The 19,366-nt window shown below is 51.5% G+C and carries 15 protein-coding genes; 8 read left to right on the top strand and 7 right to left on the bottom strand.

The features are described from left to right. Window positions 1-169: 169 nt before the first annotated feature. Window positions 170-3,736 carry a glycosyltransferase gene (locus ACQUTD_RS04115; protein WP_473273819.1) on the top strand — a complete coding sequence of 1,189 codons (3,567 nt, stop codon included), beginning with the start codon at window positions 170-172 and terminating at the stop codon, window positions 3,734-3,736. A 39-nt stretch (window positions 3,737-3,775) separates the two neighbouring features. On the opposite strand, the gene ACQUTD_RS04110 is transcribed toward ACQUTD_RS04115, so the two are convergent. Next, entirely contained in the window at window positions 3,776-7,432 is a 3,657-nt protein-coding gene (locus tag ACQUTD_RS04110; RefSeq protein WP_473273817.1) for a glycosyltransferase, read from the bottom strand. Window positions 7,433-7,742: 310 nt separating this feature from the next. Here ACQUTD_RS04110 and ACQUTD_RS04105 point away from each other — a divergent pair, with 310 nt between their 5' ends. Beyond that, window positions 7,743-8,885, top strand: coding sequence for a GT99 family glycosyltransferase N-terminal domain-containing protein (locus ACQUTD_RS04105; protein ID WP_473273816.1), 1,143 nt, complete (start codon window positions 7,743-7,745; stop codon window positions 8,883-8,885). Window positions 8,886-8,986: 101 nt separating this feature from the next. Here ACQUTD_RS04105 and ACQUTD_RS04100 read toward each other — a convergent pair whose 3' ends face one another. After that, complete coding sequence (locus ACQUTD_RS04100) at window positions 8,987-9,928, bottom strand: flagellin N-terminal helical domain-containing protein (RefSeq protein WP_473273815.1); 942 nt, start codon at window positions 9,926-9,928, stop codon at window positions 8,987-8,989. A gap of 192 nt (window positions 9,929-10,120) precedes the next feature. Next, entirely contained in the window at window positions 10,121-11,062 is a 942-nt protein-coding gene (locus tag ACQUTD_RS04095) for a flagellin N-terminal helical domain-containing protein (RefSeq protein ID WP_473273814.1), read from the bottom strand. Between the two features lie 242 nt (window positions 11,063-11,304). On the opposite strand from ACQUTD_RS04095, the gene fliD reads away from it, so the two are divergent. The 4 genes from fliD to amyA all read left to right on the top strand — a co-directional run bounded on the left by fliD (window position 11,305) and on the right by amyA (window position 15,097). Continuing rightward, window positions 11,305-12,717, top strand: coding sequence for a flagellar filament capping protein FliD (fliD, locus tag ACQUTD_RS04090; protein ID WP_318364688.1), 1,413 nt, complete (start codon window positions 11,305-11,307; stop codon window positions 12,715-12,717). A 20-nt stretch (window positions 12,718-12,737) separates the two neighbouring features. After that, window positions 12,738-13,148 (top strand): flagellar export chaperone FliS, encoded by a 411-nt coding sequence (fliS, locus tag ACQUTD_RS04085; protein WP_072568913.1) that lies wholly within the window; start codon window positions 12,738-12,740, stop codon window positions 13,146-13,148. Next, the gene (gene fliT, locus ACQUTD_RS04080; RefSeq protein ID WP_072568914.1) at window positions 13,148-13,507 is read left to right on the top strand and encodes a flagella biosynthesis regulatory protein FliT; all 360 of its coding nucleotides are present in this window, start codon (window positions 13,148-13,150) and stop codon (window positions 13,505-13,507) included. Before fliS ends, fliT begins: the two co-directional genes overlap by 1 nt. 102 nt (window positions 13,508-13,609) lie before the next feature. Beyond that, window positions 13,610-15,097 (top strand): alpha-amylase, encoded by a 1,488-nt coding sequence (amyA, locus tag ACQUTD_RS04075; protein ID WP_473273813.1) that lies wholly within the window; start codon window positions 13,610-13,612, stop codon window positions 15,095-15,097. Between the two features lie 41 nt (window positions 15,098-15,138). Here the strand turns inward: amyA and yedD are convergent, their stop codons facing one another. Continuing rightward, window positions 15,139-15,552, bottom strand: coding sequence for a lipoprotein YedD (gene yedD, locus ACQUTD_RS04070; protein ID WP_072568916.1), 414 nt, complete (start codon window positions 15,550-15,552; stop codon window positions 15,139-15,141). Between the two features lie 187 nt (window positions 15,553-15,739). Between yedD and yedE the strand changes: the two genes are divergently transcribed. Both yedE and yedF read left to right on the top strand, forming a co-directional pair. Further along, a complete protein-coding gene (gene yedE / locus ACQUTD_RS04065) occupies window positions 15,740-16,945 on the top strand; it encodes a selenium metabolism membrane protein YedE/FdhT (RefSeq protein ID WP_318376186.1) in 1,206 nt (401 codons plus the stop codon). Next, window positions 16,942-17,175 carry a sulfurtransferase-like selenium metabolism protein YedF gene (gene yedF / locus ACQUTD_RS04060; protein WP_072568918.1) on the top strand — a complete coding sequence of 78 codons (234 nt, stop codon included), beginning with the start codon at window positions 16,942-16,944 and terminating at the stop codon, window positions 17,173-17,175. Before yedE ends, yedF begins: the two co-directional genes overlap by 4 nt. Before the next feature lie 39 nt (window positions 17,176-17,214). Here the strand turns inward: yedF and ACQUTD_RS04055 are convergent, their stop codons facing one another. The 3 genes from ACQUTD_RS04055 to fliE all read right to left on the bottom strand — a co-directional run bounded on the left by ACQUTD_RS04055 (window position 17,215) and on the right by fliE (window position 19,244). Then, window positions 17,215-18,474 carry a HipA domain-containing protein gene (locus ACQUTD_RS04055; protein ID WP_473273812.1) on the bottom strand — a complete coding sequence of 420 codons (1,260 nt, stop codon included), beginning with the start codon at window positions 18,472-18,474 and terminating at the stop codon, window positions 17,215-17,217. Beyond that, window positions 18,467-18,784 (bottom strand): helix-turn-helix domain-containing protein, encoded by a 318-nt coding sequence (locus ACQUTD_RS04050; protein WP_072568920.1) that lies wholly within the window; start codon window positions 18,782-18,784, stop codon window positions 18,467-18,469. Before ACQUTD_RS04050 ends, ACQUTD_RS04055 begins: the two co-directional genes overlap by 8 nt. Window positions 18,785-18,932: 148 nt before the next feature. After that, window positions 18,933-19,244 (bottom strand): flagellar hook-basal body complex protein FliE, encoded by a 312-nt coding sequence (gene fliE / locus ACQUTD_RS04045; protein ID WP_072569474.1) that lies wholly within the window; start codon window positions 19,242-19,244, stop codon window positions 18,933-18,935. Between the last annotated feature and the right edge of the window lie 122 nt (window positions 19,245-19,366).

The raw sequence follows: 19,366 nt of genomic DNA, 5'->3' as shown, positions 1-19,366 counted from the left end.
CGGAGAGCTAATCGGTAAAACAACTGGCATTTTCAGTGCTAATTAAGCGCTATCCCCTAAACAGAGTGTGAAAAACGCGGATATTTCGCCACTGATTCTCCCCTTCACTATGGCAAATTTCTTACATTAACAGGCAATCATCCCTAGCGGACCTTAAAACGGACTAATAATGAACGAACATGCCCTGGTGAGTATAATCATCCCTGCTTATAACCCTGAATTTTTTGAAACCGCCTTAAGCAGCGCCCTCGATCAAAGCTGGCCAAACTGTGAAATCATTATCTGCGATGACAGCCGCGATGACACTATTCGACTGCTCAGTGAACGCATGGCTGCTGAGCCGCATTCAACCATCAAATATTTCAAAAATGAGAGGCGCCTCGGCGAGGTGAACAATGTTTTACGTTGCCTGCGTGAAACGCAGGGCAAATACGTAAAGTTTTTATATGATGATGATATTATTTATAAAAATTGTATTAGCCAGCTGGTGAACGCCCTGGAATCAGCCCCTGGAAATCGTCTTGCCTCATGCAGACGATTACGAATTGATGAACAGGGCCACCCGTTGTTCGACATTAATGCCACCGCCTTTCCTTTTGCCTGTGATGTCATCCTGAATGGTGACGACACCATTGCCTTTTTTGCCGACTACCTTATCAACTTCATCGGCGAACCCAGCACCGTTCTCTGTTATCGCGATGACCTGGTTGCATTTGGTGGCGAACTCTTCAAGTTGAAGGGTGAAGAAATGCCATTCCTTGCTGATATGACGCTTTACCTCAAACTTTTACGCAACGGTAATCTGGCATTCATTTCTGAAACGTTAGCGGAGTTTCGTGTTTCCGAAAATCAAAGTAGCCAGTTGGCAACTAATCCCCGCTACCAGGCGATGGTAAACACAACCTATACACGAATGCCGCAGGTGATACGCGAACTGGGCTGGTATAAAGGTAATAAAGAGCAAAATGTGCTGGTAAAAGTGGCCCCGATGAGCGCTCCTGACCAACTGGAGCAATACAATATTTTGCAGGGCATGCTCAACTCCACGCAGATTTCAAAGCAACGTTTTCAGTCGGATAAAATCAGCCAGTGGTTAAGTGGCCGAACATTGCCTGCCTTCCATCGCCCTTTGGTCGAAAGTTTTCAGCGTCAACGTGATACCCATCAAACATTGCTCGTTTTTATTACGCAACGTGGCGCAGATACCACTGCAACGCATAAAACAATTGCCAGCATATCAGCGTATCATGGTTTTGGCATTACGTTACGTCCTGTCATTCTCTGCGATGTCGAACTCCCTGCCATTGAGAATATCCCGCTTGTTTTCACCCCCTACGATCGCCGAATAGAGACTATTAATACTTTACTAACAACATTGTCTGGTGACTGGGTACTGTTTCTTGATGCAGGTGAAACTATTCTTGAAAGTGGAATGTTGATGTTCGACCTTGCGCTGGAAAACGCGTCAGGATGCGATGCTATTTATGGTGATGAATTTTATCAGTCTAATGATGAAATCGTTGGAACTGCCTTGCGCCCGGACTTCAACCTGGATCTGCTGTTAAGTTATCCAGCCGAAATGGCGCGCCACTGGATATTTCGACTTGATACTTTGCTTCAATCAGGCGGATTTAATACCCAGTATCAGCATGCGTGGCAGTTCGATTACATTGTCAGGCTGATAGAACAAAAAGGAGTCCAGTTCGCAGGGCATTTACCCGAGCCGCTAGTATTAGGTAACGCTCTGAATGTTATGACGCAGCCTGAGGAAATTAACATTCTGCGCCAGCATTTATTCAATCGTGGTTACCCGCAAGGCCAGATTGACGTTACGCAAAATGGAATTTATGCATTGCAGTATCAGCATCAGGAAAAGCCGCTGGTATCAATTATTATTCCAACCAAAGATCAGCTGGCTGTTTTAATTCCTTGCATTACCAGCCTGCTGGAAAAAACAAGTTATGCCAATTACGAGATTTTGATTGTCGATAACAATAGTGAAACGCCCGAAGCCCAACAATGGCTGGCTGGCATCGCCACCATCGATCCACAACGTATCCGGGTATTGAGTTATCCTCATCAATTTAACTATTCTGCTATCAATAATATGGCGGCAAAGGAAGCTCGTGGGGATTACCTGGTATTACTGAATAACGATACCGCAATTATACAAAACCTTTGGCTCGATAATTTACTTAATCATGGTATGCGTCCTGAGGTTGGCATTACTGGTGCAAAACTGCTTTACCCAAACGGTAACATTCAGCATGCAGGGGTGGTTATGGGGCTGCGTGGCCCAGCAGATCATCCCTTTATTGACTATGAAAATACACGTGCGGGTTATATGAACCGTTTACTTATCGATCAGAACTATATGGTTGTTACTGCGGCCTGCCTTCTGATAAGAAAATCGGTTTACGAGCAGGTTGGCGGTCTGGATGAGGAGAATTTCAAGGTTTCCTATAACGATGTCGATTTATGCCTGAAGGTTCGTGAAGCAGGTTATTTAACCGTCTGGACCCCTCACGCCGTTGTGATGCATGAAGGCAGTGTCAGTCAGAAAAAAGTCGACAAAACAACCCAGGAGAAAAAACGTCTGCGTTTTGCTGGTGAACAAGACGTGATGTATCAGAAGTGGCTGCCTATTATCGCCAATGATCCTTCCTACAACCCGAATCTCTCGCTGGACGGTGCAGGTTTTCAGTTTGCTGTTGAAGACCAGAATAGCTGGCAGCCGCTGCACTGGAAACCGTTACCCACGGTTATGACCTTCCCGCTCAGCCATCATCAACCCAGCCTGAAACGACTTGCCTGGCCTTTAACGTTGATGCGTGAGGCCACCGTTATTGATGGTCAGAATAATTTTCGCGCTTGTCATTATGCAGAAATAGCACGGTATGCGCCGTCATCCCTTATTTTGCAGCATCAAATCTCTCCTTTTGTACAGGAATGGCTCCAGCGACAACGCAAGATCACCGCTGCTTTCACCGTCTTTGACCTGGAAGATTTTTTACCCGCCCTGCCTGCCAGTGCTACGGCGCGCGCTACCCTGCCTAAAAATATTTTGCACGAGTTACGCGCTACGATCGCTCAGGTGGATCGGTTGGTGGTAAGCAGTGAAGTTATGGCTGAAAGTTGTGCCGGATTCCATACTGATATACGGGTCATGCCTGACAGGCTTTCTCCAACCCTTTGGAAGGGATTAACAAGCCTGCGTGGCAAAGGAAAAAAACCGCGCATTGGCTGGTCAGGTAGCGCAGAAAATAACGTTGATCTTGATATTATTCACAAACTCGTTAGTCAGTTACATGACCGTGTGGAATGGATATTTTACGGATACTGCCCCACCTCACTGCGTCCCTGGGTATCTGAATTCCATGCCGCAGTTACCCCGTTGAATTATCCGCGCAAATTAGCGTCTCTCAATTTGGATTTGGCGCTTATGCCGTTGTCAGACAGCCTGTTGAACCGCAATATGAGCCCTGTTCAATTACTTGAATATGGCATCTGTGGTATACCTGTTATTTGCAGCAACCTTATCAGCTTGCAAAATAGTCTCCAGGCAACTCGCGTCGATAACCGTCTGAAAAGCTGGCGAGAAGCCATTGAAATGCATTTAAGCGACCTGGAAGAAAATTATCGCCTGGGCGATCAATTGAAAGGTCAAGTCAGTGAATCAGGTATGCTTGAGGGTGAAAATCTTATCGCGCATGCGCGCTGCTGGTTGCCGAACTAAAAAAAACCGGATACCTGCCTGGTATCCGGTTTCATTCTCTTAATTCCTCGCGTTCAGCCACGCATCACGCCAGTCATTAAGCCCCTCATCCCGTAGATACCAGTTCTGGTGGACCGCGGCACGCAAAGCATCACCTTGCGCGTTACGCCAGCTGGCGTCGGCAAGGTGAGCCTGAATGGCCTTCATCCAGTCTTTAAATCGGTTCTCGACAAGCGTTACGGGTAATCCGCAACGATAGGGCTCAACATCTGTCGCAATAATTGGCACACCACACGTCCCTATTTCCAGCAAACGTAGATTACTTTTACATTCGTTAAACTGGTTAATTTCAAGTGGAACCAGCGCTAAGTCCAGATTAAGACTGGCAAGTTTTTCCGGGTACATTTCAAACGGCACGCCTGGATGAAATTCGCACTGTACATTTTGTGGTTTCATTCCCATAAATACCCACTCAACCTGGCCTTCAAGCGCTTTGATAAGCGGTATGAGTATTTGTAAATCACCAGCATGAGTGCTGCCGCCAGCCCAACCGACACGGGGTTTTTTACCACTGCCTCGCTGACTGAGCAAATGCCCCCACTGATCGGGTGCAAGTCGGTTTTGCGCAACGCGTATGTCATGATGAAAGCGGCTATATGCCTCGGCCAGCGGTGGGGTGGATACAACGATCCAGTCTGCGCTCTCCATCACTTTACGGAAACTCTTAATCATGTGCTGTGGAAAATCTTGCCGGTTACCGTTCTTAAGGGGCACATTGAGTAAATAGTCGTCATATTCCAATGCTATCCTGGCGTGGGTGACCTCACGTAATTGACTGACGATCTCAGGGAAGCGACTTCCGGTTATCAGCTGAAGTAAAATCACATCTGGCTGCAGCTGTGCCGCTTCCATAAATCCAGGAATACTGTTGATTAACCCGCCTTCCAGCATGCTGTGACTTTCCATCGCTTTGAAGGGTTGCACAACACGATGATGCCCGCCACCGTGCCAGTTCACATGGTGCGCCAGCATCACCGGTAAAGGTCTGCCCGGTAAAGGCGGATTAAAACGTGCGGTGCTGTCACTAAGCGTAAAAGGTTTACCGGCCTTTTGCATCCGCGGATGATAAGAAGGATCGCTCAAAAGCTGTTGCTGCCAGTCCCGACGCAGCGCAGCATAATCATGCCGCTCCGGACGTTCCTGCACATTGTATTTTTGCCCTAACAGCCGCGTGGCGCCCCCCATATGCTTGACGCGAGCATAGGGTGTCCAGACGTTGAGATAACCCTGCTGTTGCGCACGAAGACCAAAATCAACATCGGCAAAGTAAAGTGGATAGGTTTCCTGGGTGAAACCATTCAACGAAAAGAAGACCTCTTTCCTGACCATCATGCAGGATGCGCTAACCGCCGTAAGATTACGCGGTGTGTGCAAGTAATGCTGGAATACCGCGCTGTTGCTTGCCTGCCCTTCGAAAACCGCCTCCACGCCATTATGCACACCAGTCAAGTACCCACCATGCTGGATGCGACCATCATGATATTCGAGGCGTGCGCCAACCAGCGCGATTTCCGGGCGCAGCGCATGTTCAAGCATGGCATTGAGCCAGTCATTGTCGATAATTTCACAATCGTTGTTTAAAAATAGCAGCACGTCCCCCCGTGCCTGTTGGGCGGCTGCATTATTGATCTCGGCAAAGTTGAATGGCGCATCGTAACGAAGGATCCTGACCTGCTCCAGTTCCAGCGCGGCCAAATCGTTGAGGAATCGACAGGCATCGTCATCCACTGAGCCATTATCAACCACTAACAGTTCATAATGGGTATACCGGGTTTTCTCCATCAAACTTTCTATGCAGCGTTTAAGCAATGCAAATCGATCCCGGGTTGGGATAATAATTGAAATAAGCGGAGTAACGTCCCAGTGGTAGCGGACACGCTTTATAGCGGCGGTAAAACCGGTTTCAAGCGTGGCGGCAATACCTAATCGTTGCAGATGTGCAAGCAGGCTATTCTGGCAATCATTCTGTACCGCAGTAGACTCACTCCAGCGCGAGGGTAACGAAGGATTTTCCACCAGCACTTCTGGAATATGCGCAAGCGCAGCGATACCTCTTTGCTCAACGAAACGCCACACTAAATCTATGAAAGGCGCATGAAGATAACGTGCATCCAGACCTCCAACATGGCTGGCCATTTCACGCGAAAAGAGCAAGACCTGACCAATGTAAGGAGTGCTCCGAAGCAAATCAATATTTACCTCCGGACGCAGGATCATATCTGGCTCATCATCTTTTCCGCGAACCATTTCATCGCCGTACAACAGACAGGCCTCAGGAAAACGTATCTGGTGCTCCGCAAAGCGCAATAAAGCATCATCCTGTAGGATAAACCCGGCAGGGATAACCACCATTGCATCGGCTGTCGATGTAGCCAGTTGGTCGTTAAACCGCTGAATATCCGCTGCAGTCAGAGCCAGTGTCACCACACTGGCAGGCGCCAGCGATTGTGACTGAACAGAACGCAACGTTTTTTCACATTCTGATGCTTCTGCAGAGGTGTCCAGAATCACAACGCCGATACTTCCCACCGTAGGGTGAACATTAATCATCGCAAGTAAGGCATTACGGCGTGCTGGCGTCAGCTTTCGATCGTCGAGCCAGCGAGACATGGAATATAGAGGTGCTTGTTGAGCCAGAATCGCTTTGCTATGGAAATTCAGAGCGTAACGTTTCTTTTCATCAAGCTCACGTAATTTAGTGTGCAGAGGTGCATGGAGGATTTTTTCAAGAGCAAGATTCAGGCTCCACCGCTGTGCCACCATTTTCCGCTGCGCGCGACTCCAGGCGGAGGCGGCCGGAAAACCCTCTCGCAAAAGGGTGATCCACTCTTCTGCATCGGGGCAGTATCTTAACGTCACACCGCAAAAATGGTCATTTTCATGTATATCAAGGTTATCGTCATTCAGATAACCTTCCACATAGCTTCCATTGACTAAAAAAACTGGAATGCCAAGCGCCAGCGCTTTCGGAACGATGTCCTGATTGCCAATAACTACATCATAGTTTGCCAGCCAGTCCGGAAGAATATTTTGCAACGGATCAGAAAGGTCAAACCACTCAAACGCGATACCCGCCTTCTCTGCCTGTTGTTGCACTTCATAAATTTCTGACACCATCTCTTCAGCAACATACAGTACTCTGGTGGGCCTTTCAGCATGACGCACCACAGAAAATGTGCTGAAGCTATCCGGTACGGTCCACGGCAGGGTTTGTAATTGTGAAGGAGTTATGCCTGTCTGTAGTAAGATGGTGTTCGTTCGTGCTGATAACCCCAATGTAAGCGAAGCGAACGCATTTTCCAGTTGTGCGCCCCAGGGGATATACAGGTCGTTATAATCGCAGAAATGACGAAAGATCATCGGTCCGGCAAGCTGTCCGTCAGCAATAGCATTCAACAACTTATTGCTGAAATATCCACGGTAAATCCAGATCGCATCGTATTGTGCAGATAAATCGCCATGGGAATCAGTGATAAGAGTGAATCTTTCTGTCGCCCTAAATCGACTGATGTCCTGGGCTAATCGTTTACCTGCAACGGAACTTATGACGTCTACGCGCCAGCCTTTTGCCAGCAAAATTTCGATAATATCTATTGTTTCAATGGCATGCATAGACCATACATCAAACTTGTCCACGCTGATTAATATGCTTGGCATCTGTCATCCTCAATGCAGGCGGCAGGCTTATCCTGCTTTTACCCGCGAATAGGCAAAAAAGGTGATACTGCATTGTGCGGGATTGTGAGTTTTTTGAGGGAGAAAACAGATTGTGGAAATAGGCTTAAATCCAATGATTGCAGGACGCCTGGTCGGCATGAACCACCATCATCGCTGTACAGCAGCGTCACTATCCTAAAGTAACACAGCCAAAAAAGAGGTTATTTCGGGCTTTAGCGGGGCAGTAAGACACGTAGAATCGCTTTATTACTGTCACTTTGCCAAATAGTAAGGGATGCAACGCACGCCTATGATAGCCGTATTTTTATCTCCCTGGCCTTTCCGCGGTCATGAGGCACCGGATTTATGGTTTTTTTACAAGGTCTTATCCACGGTAAAAGAACCTGTACACTTCATTCTCAGTAAAGCTTATTTTCAACCGGTTTCTTACTGGGAACAAAAACATCGCTGGGAACCTAAAGCCCATAACCAGATAAAACATGGTTATACACTGCCAGAGAAGAGCCAACTGGATCAGTGCGAATTTACCCTGCTGGACGATGATCTCTTTGACTCACAGTTACAAGAATACCCCAATCCAACAGAATTCTACCGGGCATGGTTAACGGAAAATATTGATCCATTGCATGATAAAATCCATACGATTCTTTCTTCGCTTAACGATCTCGAAGCTGTGCTGATCTGGAACAACTGCGCCTCGCTTAATCATGCAGCCCAGGAACTTAATATTCCGGTGGTGCATTTTGAACAAGGTTCGTTGCGCCTACCTGATTATGCCCTGACCTTTTTTATGGATTTCAAGGGGGTTAATGGCTCGGCAGAAGCAGAAAGTCGTTATGAAATTGCCCCCCCGGAGTGCAAGCAGACGATGTCTGTTGACGAACTCAGGCGTTATTTTGCCCGTGGACTGCAATGTTCAGAGGCTGTACCTCAGTATGATATTGGCGTTGCCCTGCAGGTAGAAAATGATTCAAATCTTGTGGCCTACGGTAATTCTTATAATAATTTTACCTTGCTGGAATATATGCGGGTTAAATATCGTAGCGCGCCCGAAAAAATTCTCGTTCGACCGCATCCGTATGCATTGTTTACACCAAACCCAAAAGCCTCTTTTGCCCTTGATGTATCCCCTGACAGCACGCAATTTATTGCCAACTGCCGCCATATCGTGACCGTTAATTCTGGCGTGGGATTCGAAGCCCTTTTACATAACAAGACAATTACCTTGCTGGGCGAGAGTCCTTTCAGGTTCATCGCCGATGCGCCGGATGAAGATGAGAAGTGCAGACGCCTCTACTATTATTTATTTGCTTATCTGGTGCCTTACGCGCTATTGCTCGACATGGATTACTTACGCTTCCGGCTTTCTCGGCCTACGGATGTAGACATTATCAGTCGCCACAAAGCTTGCTATGAGAGTGGATCTCACTGACCACAAATGCAGCCATGCTGAGATAAATAAAAAAGCCCCGACCAAATTGGTAGGGGCTTTTTATCTTCCGGAGGCATCCACAGATGCCTCTTCCAATCAAATTAACGCAGCAGGGACAGCATGGTCTGCGGAACCTGGTTGGCCTGAGCCAGTACAGAAGAACCAGCCTGCTGCAGGATCTGCGCGCGGGACATGTTCGATACTTCTGTTGCATAGTCGGAGTCCTGAATACGGCTGCGAGCGGAAGACAGATTGCTCACGGTGTTGTTCAGGTTAGTGATGGTGGACTCGAAACGGTTCTGAGATGCACCCAGCAGGCTACGCTGTGAGTCAACAGATTTGATTGCCTCATCGATGTCTGCCAGCGGAGTTTTACCTGTTGCTACACCAGATACGCCGCCGGTCACTTTACCTTTCAGTACGTCGAAGCCAACAGCTTCAGTCGTACGGGCATTGCCGTTAACAGTATCGGTACCGGAAACCATAGCTTTGGTGTTCAGGGTACCCGCTGCGCCCGTCACGCCAGCAGATGCCAGGTTGAAGCTGTCGCTGGAGCTGATTTCGATACCAATCTGCTCGGCATCTTTAGAGCCAACCTGGAAGTTGTAGGTGCTGGAGCCAGAACCGGTGTTCAGCACTTTGATGCCGTTGAAGTCGGTCTGTTTGGTTACGCGGTCAACTTCTTTCATACGTTCGTTAACTTCAGCCTGGATGGAGTCAACGTCGGATGCGGAGTTGGAGCTGTTCTGCGCCTGAACGGTCAGGTCACGGATACGCTGCAGGTTGTTGTTGATTTCGCTCAGCGCGCCTTCAGCAGTCTGCGACAGAGAAATACCGTCGTTCGCGTTACGGGCAGCAACGGTCAGGCCGTTGATGTTAGAGGTGAAGCGGTTTGCAATCGCCTGACCAGCAGCATCATCTTTTGCGCTGTTGATACGCAGGCCAGAAGACAGACGTTCGATCGCGGAGCCCAGAGAAGACTGAGATTTAGTCAGGTTGTTCTGAGTCATCAGCGACAAGGTATTGGTGTTGATCACTGCCATGGTATTTATCCTTAATTAATAGTGTTAATGCTATTTCGGCATGTGCCCAACGGCCTCATCGCCTTCAATAATGTTATCGACACGTGATGCAGAAGCTTTAGCCTTTACGTCGATTTATTTTGATTATTTCTGCGCGTAAAAATAAAAAAAGCGCCGATAAACGGCGCTTTTTGCATAAAGCTAAATTGCGAATTAACGCAGCAGGGACAGCATGGTCTGCGGAACCTGGTTGGCCTGAGCCAGTACGGAAGAACCAGCCTGCTGCAGGATCTGCGCGCGGGACATGTTCGATACTTCTGTTGCGTAATCGGAATCCTGAATACGGCTGCGAGCGGAAGACAGGTTGCTCACGGTGTTGTTCAGGTTAGTGATGGTGGACTCGAAACGGTTCTGAGATGCACCCAGCAGGCTACGCTGTGAGTCAACAGATTTGATTGCCGCATCGATGTCTGCCAGCGGAGTTTTACCTGCTGCTACACCAGATACGCCGCCGGTCACTTTACCTTTCAGTACGTCGAAGCCAACAGCTTCAGTCGTACGGGCATTGCCGTTAACAGTATCGGTACCGGAAACCATAGCTTTGGTGTTCAGGGTACCCGCTGCGCCCGTCACGCCAGCAGATGCCAGGTTGAAGCTGTCGCTGGAGCTGATTTCGATACCAATCTGCTCGGCATCTTTAGAGCCAACCTGGAAGTTGTAGGTGCTGGAGCCAGAACCGGTGTTCAGCACTTTGATGCCGTTGAAGTCGGTCTGTTTGGTTACGCGGTCAACTTCTTTCATACGTTCGTTAACTTCAGCCTGGATGGAGTCAACGTCGGATGCGGAGTTGGAGCTGTTCTGCGCCTGAACGGTCAGGTCACGGATACGCTGCAGGTTGTTGTTGATTTCGCTCAGCGCGCCTTCAGCAGTCTGCGACAGAGAAATACCGTCGTTCGCGTTACGGGCAGCAACGGTCAGGCCGTTGATGTTAGAGGTGAAGCGGTTTGCAATCGCCTGACCAGCAGCATCATCTTTTGCGCTGTTGATACGCAGGCCAGAAGACAGACGTTCGATCGCGGAGCCCAGAGAAGACTGAGATTTAGTCAGGTTGTTCTGAGTCATCAGCGACAGGGTGTTAGTATTAATAACAGCCATGATGGTATTCCTTTGAAAAAGTTATCAGATTCAGGCTTCCGCCTACGGTTTTCTCACCGTCAACCTGATTATCGACAGCTCCTCCACAACCTTTAGAAAAAAAGATCATTTTTTTAAAGGCGCAAACTGCCGGTTAATGAGGGGCTTTATTCCGCCATTGTTTTTTCTAAAAGACTCTAATCTTTTCGCTGTCGCTGCCGATAGACCATCCAGTGATTGTCTAAATAAGAAAGGATGAATCAATGGCATCGATAAGCTCAATCGGCGCGGGTACCAACCTGAACCTGGATACTTTATATAGCAACCTGGAAACCGCCGAACAGACGAAGTTAACCCCTATTACTTCTCAACAAACGTCTTTTAAAGCCAAACTGACCGCATGGAACGTGGTGCAAACTGCGCTGAATAAAGTACAGACCGCTTCCGATGCGCTGAAAAATACCTCTGCTATCGCCTCGGCCAAAGTGTCCAGCACTAATACCGCGTTCAGCGCCGTGCTGTCTAATAGTGCCTCTGCGGGGACGTACTCTGTAGAAGTGACTGCGCTGGCGGCGTCACAGTCGCTGCTCAGCCCGAAAGTGGCCAGTAAAGATACCGATCTGGGCGATTCCAGCCTCGCCTCACGCACCATTACCATCGCGCAGCCGGGCCAGAAAGATCCGCTGACGGTGACGCTCGCGGCGGATAAAACCAGCCTCGCGGATGTGCGTGATGCGATTAACGCCAAACAGGGCAGCGTCACCGCCAGCATTATTAAAGCGGACGACAACAGCTATTACCTGGCGCTGACCTCCCGTGACAGCGGCACGAAAAATGCCATGACCGTCACCACCAATGACAGCGAGCTGGCAAAATACATTGGTTATGACGCCACCGGCGCTAACCCAAGCAATATGACGCAACAGGTTGCCGCTGCCGACGCGAAAGTGAAGATCAACAACATTGAGATCACCCGCAGCAGCAACAGCATCACCGATGCGCCGGAAGGCGTGACGCTGAACCTGACGAAACTTACTACCGGCACCCCGGAAACCCTGACGGTCGTTAAAGATAACGCCCCGATGACCGCAGCCATTAACGCCTTCGTTGATGCCTATAACTCGCTGCAAACCACTATCGGCAGCCAGACCAAATACACGGCGGTTGATAAAGGTACCGCTACCGGCCAGGACTCCAGCAACGGCGATCTGCTGGGCGACGGTACGCTGCGCAATATCCAGACGCGTCTGCGCTCCATGCTCTCCACGTCCCAGACTAACGACGGCACCCTCTCCGCCCTGTCGCAACTGGGGATCACCCAGGATATCAACGGCAAACTGACGGTCGACAGCACCAAGCTTGATAAAGCGCTGAACGAAAAACCGGCGGACGTGATCAGCTTCCTGTCCGGCGATGGCAAAACCACCGGCTTTGCCACCCAGACCAGCAGCCTGCTGAAAAGCATTCTCGGTACTGATGGCTCACTGAAAAATGCCACCGACGGTATCAACAAGTCGTTGAAACAGCTGGATGAGCAAAAAGAGCGTGTTACCGCACAGATCACCGCCACCATGGCCCGTTACAAAACGCAGTTTACTGCACTGAGTCAAATGGTCTCCTCCCTGACCTCCACCGGCAACTATTTGACCCAGCAATTTAACGCGATGAATTCATAAGTTATTTATTGAGGTTTGCTATGTATACAAAATCGGGAATTCAGGCTTATGCAACGGTCGGCGTGGAAAGCGCCGTCCTGAGCGCCAGCCCCCATCAACTTGTGGTACTGCTGTTTGACGGCGCGTTAAGCGCCATGAAAAAGGCGGCCATTCTGATTGAGCAGGGAGATATTCCCGGTAAAGGACAAGCGCTGTCGAAAGCCATCAATATCATCACCAATGGTTTGCGCGCGGGACTTAACCACGATGTCGGTGGTGAGCTCTCCGCAAACCTGGACAGCCTGTATGACTACATGACACGACGTCTTTTACACGCCAATCTGCACAATGACGTCAGCGCCATTGAGGAAGTCACAATTTTGCTCAACAACATTGCGGACGCCTGGAAAGAAATTGGTCCCAATAATCCTAATGCGCGAGAGTCCTTCTAATGGAAGCACATGTCGGGTTGCTCCACCACTATCAGCAGTTACTAATCGCCAGTTGCAGTATGCTTACTCTCGCCAGAGAAGGCCGCTGGGACGATCTGATTGAACATGAACTCAACTACATTGCGGCAGTGGAAAGACTGACGCAGTTTCAGGATGCCGGAGAGGTGGCACCTGCCGTCCAGGCGCAGGTCCGCCCGCTGCTCCGGCAGATCCTCGATAATGAAGTCGAGTTGAAAACGTTATTACATCAGCGCATGGAAGAGCTGCGCACCCTGGTGGGACAAACCTCCCGCCAGCACAACCTGAATTCAGCATATGGACGTCTTTCCGGTAATATTCTGTTCCCGAGCGAGCTGTAAGTTCCGCTTCTGACCGGCGGGTGACGTTTTTTATAAACTGCGCCCGCGTCATTTTTTGATTTTCACCCATACTTCGTTGATCCCCACACCGGAGCATGGAAGATGAAAAACCCCACCTTATTGCAGTGCTTTCACTGGTATTACCCTGACGGCGGAAAACTCTGGCCGGAAATCGCCGAACGCGCTTCAGGTTTCAATGACATCGGCATCAATATGGTCTGGCTTCCCCCGGCGTCCAAAGGCGCATCGGGCGGCTTTTCCGTAGGTTATGACACTTACGATCTGTTCGATCTGGGCGAATTCGAGCAGAAAGGCAGCGTCGCCACCAAATACGGAGATAAAGCTCAGCTGCTGGCGGCCATTGCCGCGCTGCGGGAAAATGATATCGCGGTACTGCTGGACGTGGTGGTGAACCATAAAATGGGCGCTGACGAAAAAGAGTCCATTTGCGTCAACCGGGTCAACGAGCACGACCGCACGCAAATTGATGACGCGGTGATTGAATGCGAAGCCTGGACGCGCTACAGCTTCCCGGTGCGTCAGGGCCAGTACTCGCGCTTTGTCTGGGACTACAAATGCTTCAGCGGCATCGACCATATCGAAAATCCTGACGAAGACGGCGTATTTAAAATCGTCAATGACTATACCGGCGATGGCTGGAACCATCAGGTGGACGATGAACTGGGGAACTTTGACTACCTGATGGGCGCGAACATTGATTTCCGCAACACCGCGGTGGCGGAAGAGATCAAATACTGGGCGCGCTGGGTGATGGAGCAGACCGGCTGCCAGGGTTTCCGCCTCGATGCCGTGAAGCATATTCCGGCCTGGTTCTATAAAGAGTGGATCGAGCATGTGCAGGATGTCGCGCCTGAACCGCTGTTTATGGTGGCGGAATACTGGTCGCACGACGTCGATAAGCTGAAACAGTATATCGATCAGGTGGACGGTAAAACCATGCTGTTCGATGCCCCACTGCACATGAAATTCCACGAAGCCTCGCTCCAGGGCAGCCATTTCGACATGAGCCAGATTTTCACCGGCACGCTGGTGGAAGCCGATCCTTTCCATGCCGTGACGCTGGTCGCCAACCACGACACGCAGCCGCTACAGGCGCTGGAAGCCCCGGTAGAAGCCTGGTTTAAGCCCCTCGCCTACGCGCTGATCCTGCTGCGGGAAAACGGCGTGCCCTCGGTGTTCTATCCGGATCTGTTTGGCGCAAGCTATGACGATACCGGCGGTGACGGCGAGGTGCATCATGTGGATATGCCGATCATCCACCAGCTGGATCAGTTGATCCTCGCCCGTCAGCGCTTCGCCCACGGCGTGCAAACGCTCTGGTTCGATCATCCTAACTGCATCGCCTTCAGCCGCAGCGGTACGCTGGAGGAGCCAGGTTGCGTGGTGGTGCTCTCGAATGGTGATGACGGCGAAAAAACACTGAGTCTCGGGGATAACTACGGCAACAAGGTATGGCGGGATTTTCTCGGCAACCGCGATGAAAGCGTCACTACCAACGCCCTGGGCGAAGGCACCTTCACCTGTAACGGCGGCAGCGTCAGCGTGTGGGTAATAGAAGAGGCTGCGTAACACAACGGGCAGCGCGGGGAACGCCCGCACTGCCCTGTCAGTCAGGGTAACGGCGACGGCAGAGGATTTTTCGCCAGCGCCTCGGCGCATTCGCTGGTCGGGCGTTCGACGCGTTTAAGCGTCATGCCCGCATACTCCAGCTGGTTGCCTTCCCGCTCCACACCATAAATTTCCAGCTTACGGGTGACGTTTTTCAGATCGTCGCCGCTCAGCATCAGTTTACCCGGTACGGCAATCACCCGCTGCCACTGACGGCAGTCGAGGGTATCGCCATCCTGGGTGACGATCAGGCTGGCCATCGCCTCCGGGCTGACCAGCGCGCTCTGTGGGCCGTTTGACTGCCAGTAACCGGCAAGCCCCGCCGGGGCGGGATGTTTTACCACCGCCTGATAATCTTCCACCTGCGCACAGCCGGCCAGCGCCAGCAATGCGCCAAGAATTGCTACTTTTTTCATCTGTTATCCTGCTCATGAAGAAAAAAAACAGTGTGGCATTAAAGCGTTGCCCCTGCCAGCCTTTCACCGATACGGCATAAAATTGATCTCTGCCAGATAAAAGGGTCTTTCTGCTTTGCAAACCCGCGTACGCGTGTAGTATCGCCTCTTCTTTTAAAACCTTCTGAGTTCAGAGGTCATTAATACAATGTCGTGGCAACAATTCAAACAGGCCTGGTTAATCAAATTCTGGGCCCCCGCCCCTGCCGTTATCGCCGCAGGGATCCTCTCCACCTACTATTTTGGCATTACCGGCACCTTCTGGGCGGTCACCGGCGAATTCACCCGCTGGGGCGGTCAGCTGTTACAACTGATGGGCGTACATGCCGAAGAGTGGGGTTACTACAAATTGATCCATCTGGAAGGGACACCGCTGACGCGTATCGACGGCATGATGATCATCGGCATGTTCGGCGGCTGCTTTGCCGCCGCGCTGTGGGCGAACAACGTTAAGCTGCGTATGCCGCGTAACCGCATCCGTATCGCGCAGGCCATTGTCGGCGGCATTATTGCCGGTTTCGGCGCGCGGCTGGCGATGGGCTGTAACCTGGCGGCTTTCTTCACCGGCATTCCGCAGTTCTCCCTGCACGCCTGGTTCTTCGCGCTGGCGACCGCCGTTGGCACCTGGTTTGGCGCGCGCGTCACCCTGCTGCCGGTCTTCCGCATCCCGGTAAAAATGCAGAAAGTCTCCAGCGCCTCGCCGTTAACCCAGAAACCCGAGCAGGCGCGGCGTCGTTTTCGTCTTGGCATGCTGGTATTTGTCGGCATGATCGGCTGGGCCTTGCTGACGGCGATGGATAAGCCAAAGCTGGGTCTCGCCATGCTGTTCGGCGTCGGCTTTGGCTTACTGATCGAGCGGGCGCAGATCTGCTTTACCTCGGCGTTCCGCGATATGTGGATCACCGGCCGCACGCATCTGGCAAAAGCCATTGTGCTGGGGATGGCGGTCAGCGCCATCGGCATCTACAGCTACACGCAACTGGGCGTGGAGCCGAAAATTATGTGGGCGGGCCCGAATGCGGTACTGGGCGGTCTGCTGTTCGGCTTTGGCATTGTGCTGGCGGGCGGCTGTGAAACCGGCTGGATGTACCGCGCGGTGGAAGGCCAGGTGCACTACTGGTGGGTGGGGCTTGGCAACGTGATCGGCTCCACGCTGCTGGCGTATTTCTGGGACGACCTGTCCGCACCGCTGGCGACCAGCTGGGATAAGATCAACCTGCTTAACACCTTTGGTCCGCTGGGCGGGCTGCTGGTCACTTACGCCATGCTGCTGGCGGCATTCCTGCTGATGGTGGCCTGGGAAAAACAGTTCTTCAAACGGGCGGCGCGCGTCGCCATTAAGGAGCCAGCATGAAAGCTATCGTGCCTGATTACCGTCTGGATATGGTGGGCGAACCCTGCCCCTACCCGGCTGTCGCCACGCTGGAGGCGATGCCGCAGCTGAAAAAAGGCGAAATTCTGGAAGTGGTCAGCGACTGCCCGCAGTCGATCAATAACATTCCGCTGGATGCGCAAAACCACGGCTATACCGTGCTGGACATTCAGCAGGACGGGCCAACCATTCGCTATCTGATCCAGAAATAGGGTTACGCCTCCCGTCAGACGGCGGGAGGCGTTTTTCCACTACAGACGGCTGAGATTGTCATCAATGCTGGCCTGAATATCGCGGAGCGTCTGAGGCGTTATTTCCCGCGCGAAACGGGCCTTCGCCCTGGCGGTAAAACCACTGGCCACGTCCGCAAACCGGGTAATGAGCGCGCTGATTTGCTCTGCCGTTAATTCCGCCTCCTGCATACCCAGGCGATCGATCTGCTCGCGACGGATAGCCAGCGCCTCGCCCAGCACATCCATCTGATGATAGCCGCCGGGGCCGTCGCACCAGGTAACGTCATAAGCGGGAGCGAGCGTCCATTTTCCGGAGGCTGACATCAGATAAGCAAAGTTCTTCGGATGATCGTCACGGTTATGAAAGATGATATTGAACAGGGCGCGTTCAAAAGCCCGCTGTTTTTCCCGCACATCGTTCGTACAAACTTGCGTGGCGCGCAGAAAGTTCACATAGTCCATCGATCCGGCAAGTTGGTAATTCGCGCCGGTAAAAGCCGCCAGGCTTTGCATCGGCACACGCATACCGTTTTTGCGATCAAAGCGTCGGCTGCCAAAGGCCGCCTGCCCGCCCGGAAGGGAAAAATATTCGGTATCAGGGGTGTCGATGCCGCATTCGCGCAGGCATTCGGCATAGAGCATTTCGATGGCGCACACTTCCGGATGTTCACTGCGGGCCGGGAATTTAATCAGCCAGGGTTGCAGATCGTCCTGTTGCGCCGTGGTGAAAAGGCCGCTGGCGGTATTACGGTAGACCAGAGCTTTAGGTCGTGCGCCGTGGGGAGAGCCGCCCATTTGCAGCAGACGGGCCAGAAACTCCCCGCCTTCGCCGTCCAGCACGTCCTGCACTTCACTGGCAAGCTGCGCCAGCGGAATATCCACATCCGCCGATGTAGCCTCCGCCTGATGAGGCACAAAAGACATTGCACCCATGGCGTTATCACCAATCCAGGTCAGCCGCTCCAGCGGCCCAATGCGCGCGGCATTCAAACCGCGCTGCCTGAACAGACGATCCATCAGCAACATGCCCCAGCCATCCGGCAGTGAATCATAAACCGGGCCGGGTAATCCCAGTTGATGTGCAGGAAAGCCCTGCCGCAGCCGCTCGCCCTTAAGAGGCAAGGTCCAGGCCGACAGCTCAAGGCCGCGTGTCAGCGCCGCCTGACTGTATTCGAAAAAGATCACCGGACGGGCGCTCAGCGCCGTCGTGGTAGCCAGCGTCCCCCACAGCCAGCGTTCACCCCAGCCTTCGTAGTAAACATCCACACGATCAGGCATGGTCGTTCCTCTTTTTGATGCGCTGGCGGCTGGTGCTTTCTTCGTAACGGCGTAAATCGTCCAGCGTGGTAAGCTGCGGTTTGAAAAGTTCTTCCAGCTCTTTACCCCGGCCAAGCACCATCGCGATACGCACCACGCTTTCAAAGGCGATATTACGCCCTGCTTCCATATTAGAAACCGTGTTGACGCTCACGCCTGCCCTGCCAGCCAGTTCGGCCTGGGTCATTTGTTGCGCGATACGCATTTGCCGTAAGCGCTCGCAGAGCAACTTAACGATCTCGTCGGGTTTGCTGAAGGTAAAGTCAATCATGTTATCGGTTACCGCCTGAGGTTGCGCTTAACTGAAAACATTATAGGAAATGCGCGGGAGGTGCGGTAGGAAATAATACCCAATAAAAAAGATTTACAGGCGTAAAAGCCTGTAAACCCCAATAAATAAGAATTATAAAAGCGGTGAACTACACCTGCATGGACATCACGTCCTGATAGGCGGCAACCAGTTTGTTACGCACCTGAATGCCCATTTGCAGGGACACGGACGATTTTTGCAGATCGGTCATCACGTCGTTCAGCGCCACGCCGGGTTCACCAAGGGTGAATTTCTCAGCCTGGGTGCGCGCCGCGTTTTGCGTATCGCTGATGCGATCCAGTGCCGCATGCAGCTGTCCGGCGAAGCTCACCGTCGGTTCGCTTTGCATACTTTGATTCTTCGCGATCCCCGCCGTTGCCTGCAACTGGCTGATGACCCCTTCAATACCCTGTACTGACATGGTTTTACCCCACATGATTTGATACCGGGTAAGACTAACAGCTTGTCAATAAGATAAAGGCGGCAAATAGCGATAAAAAACCAGGTTATTTGACCCATAGAAAATTCCGAATCATCAAATAA

The organism is Enterobacter sp. K510 (assembly GCF_055804875.1).
This window is presented reverse-complemented; position numbering and strand designations above follow the sequence as displayed.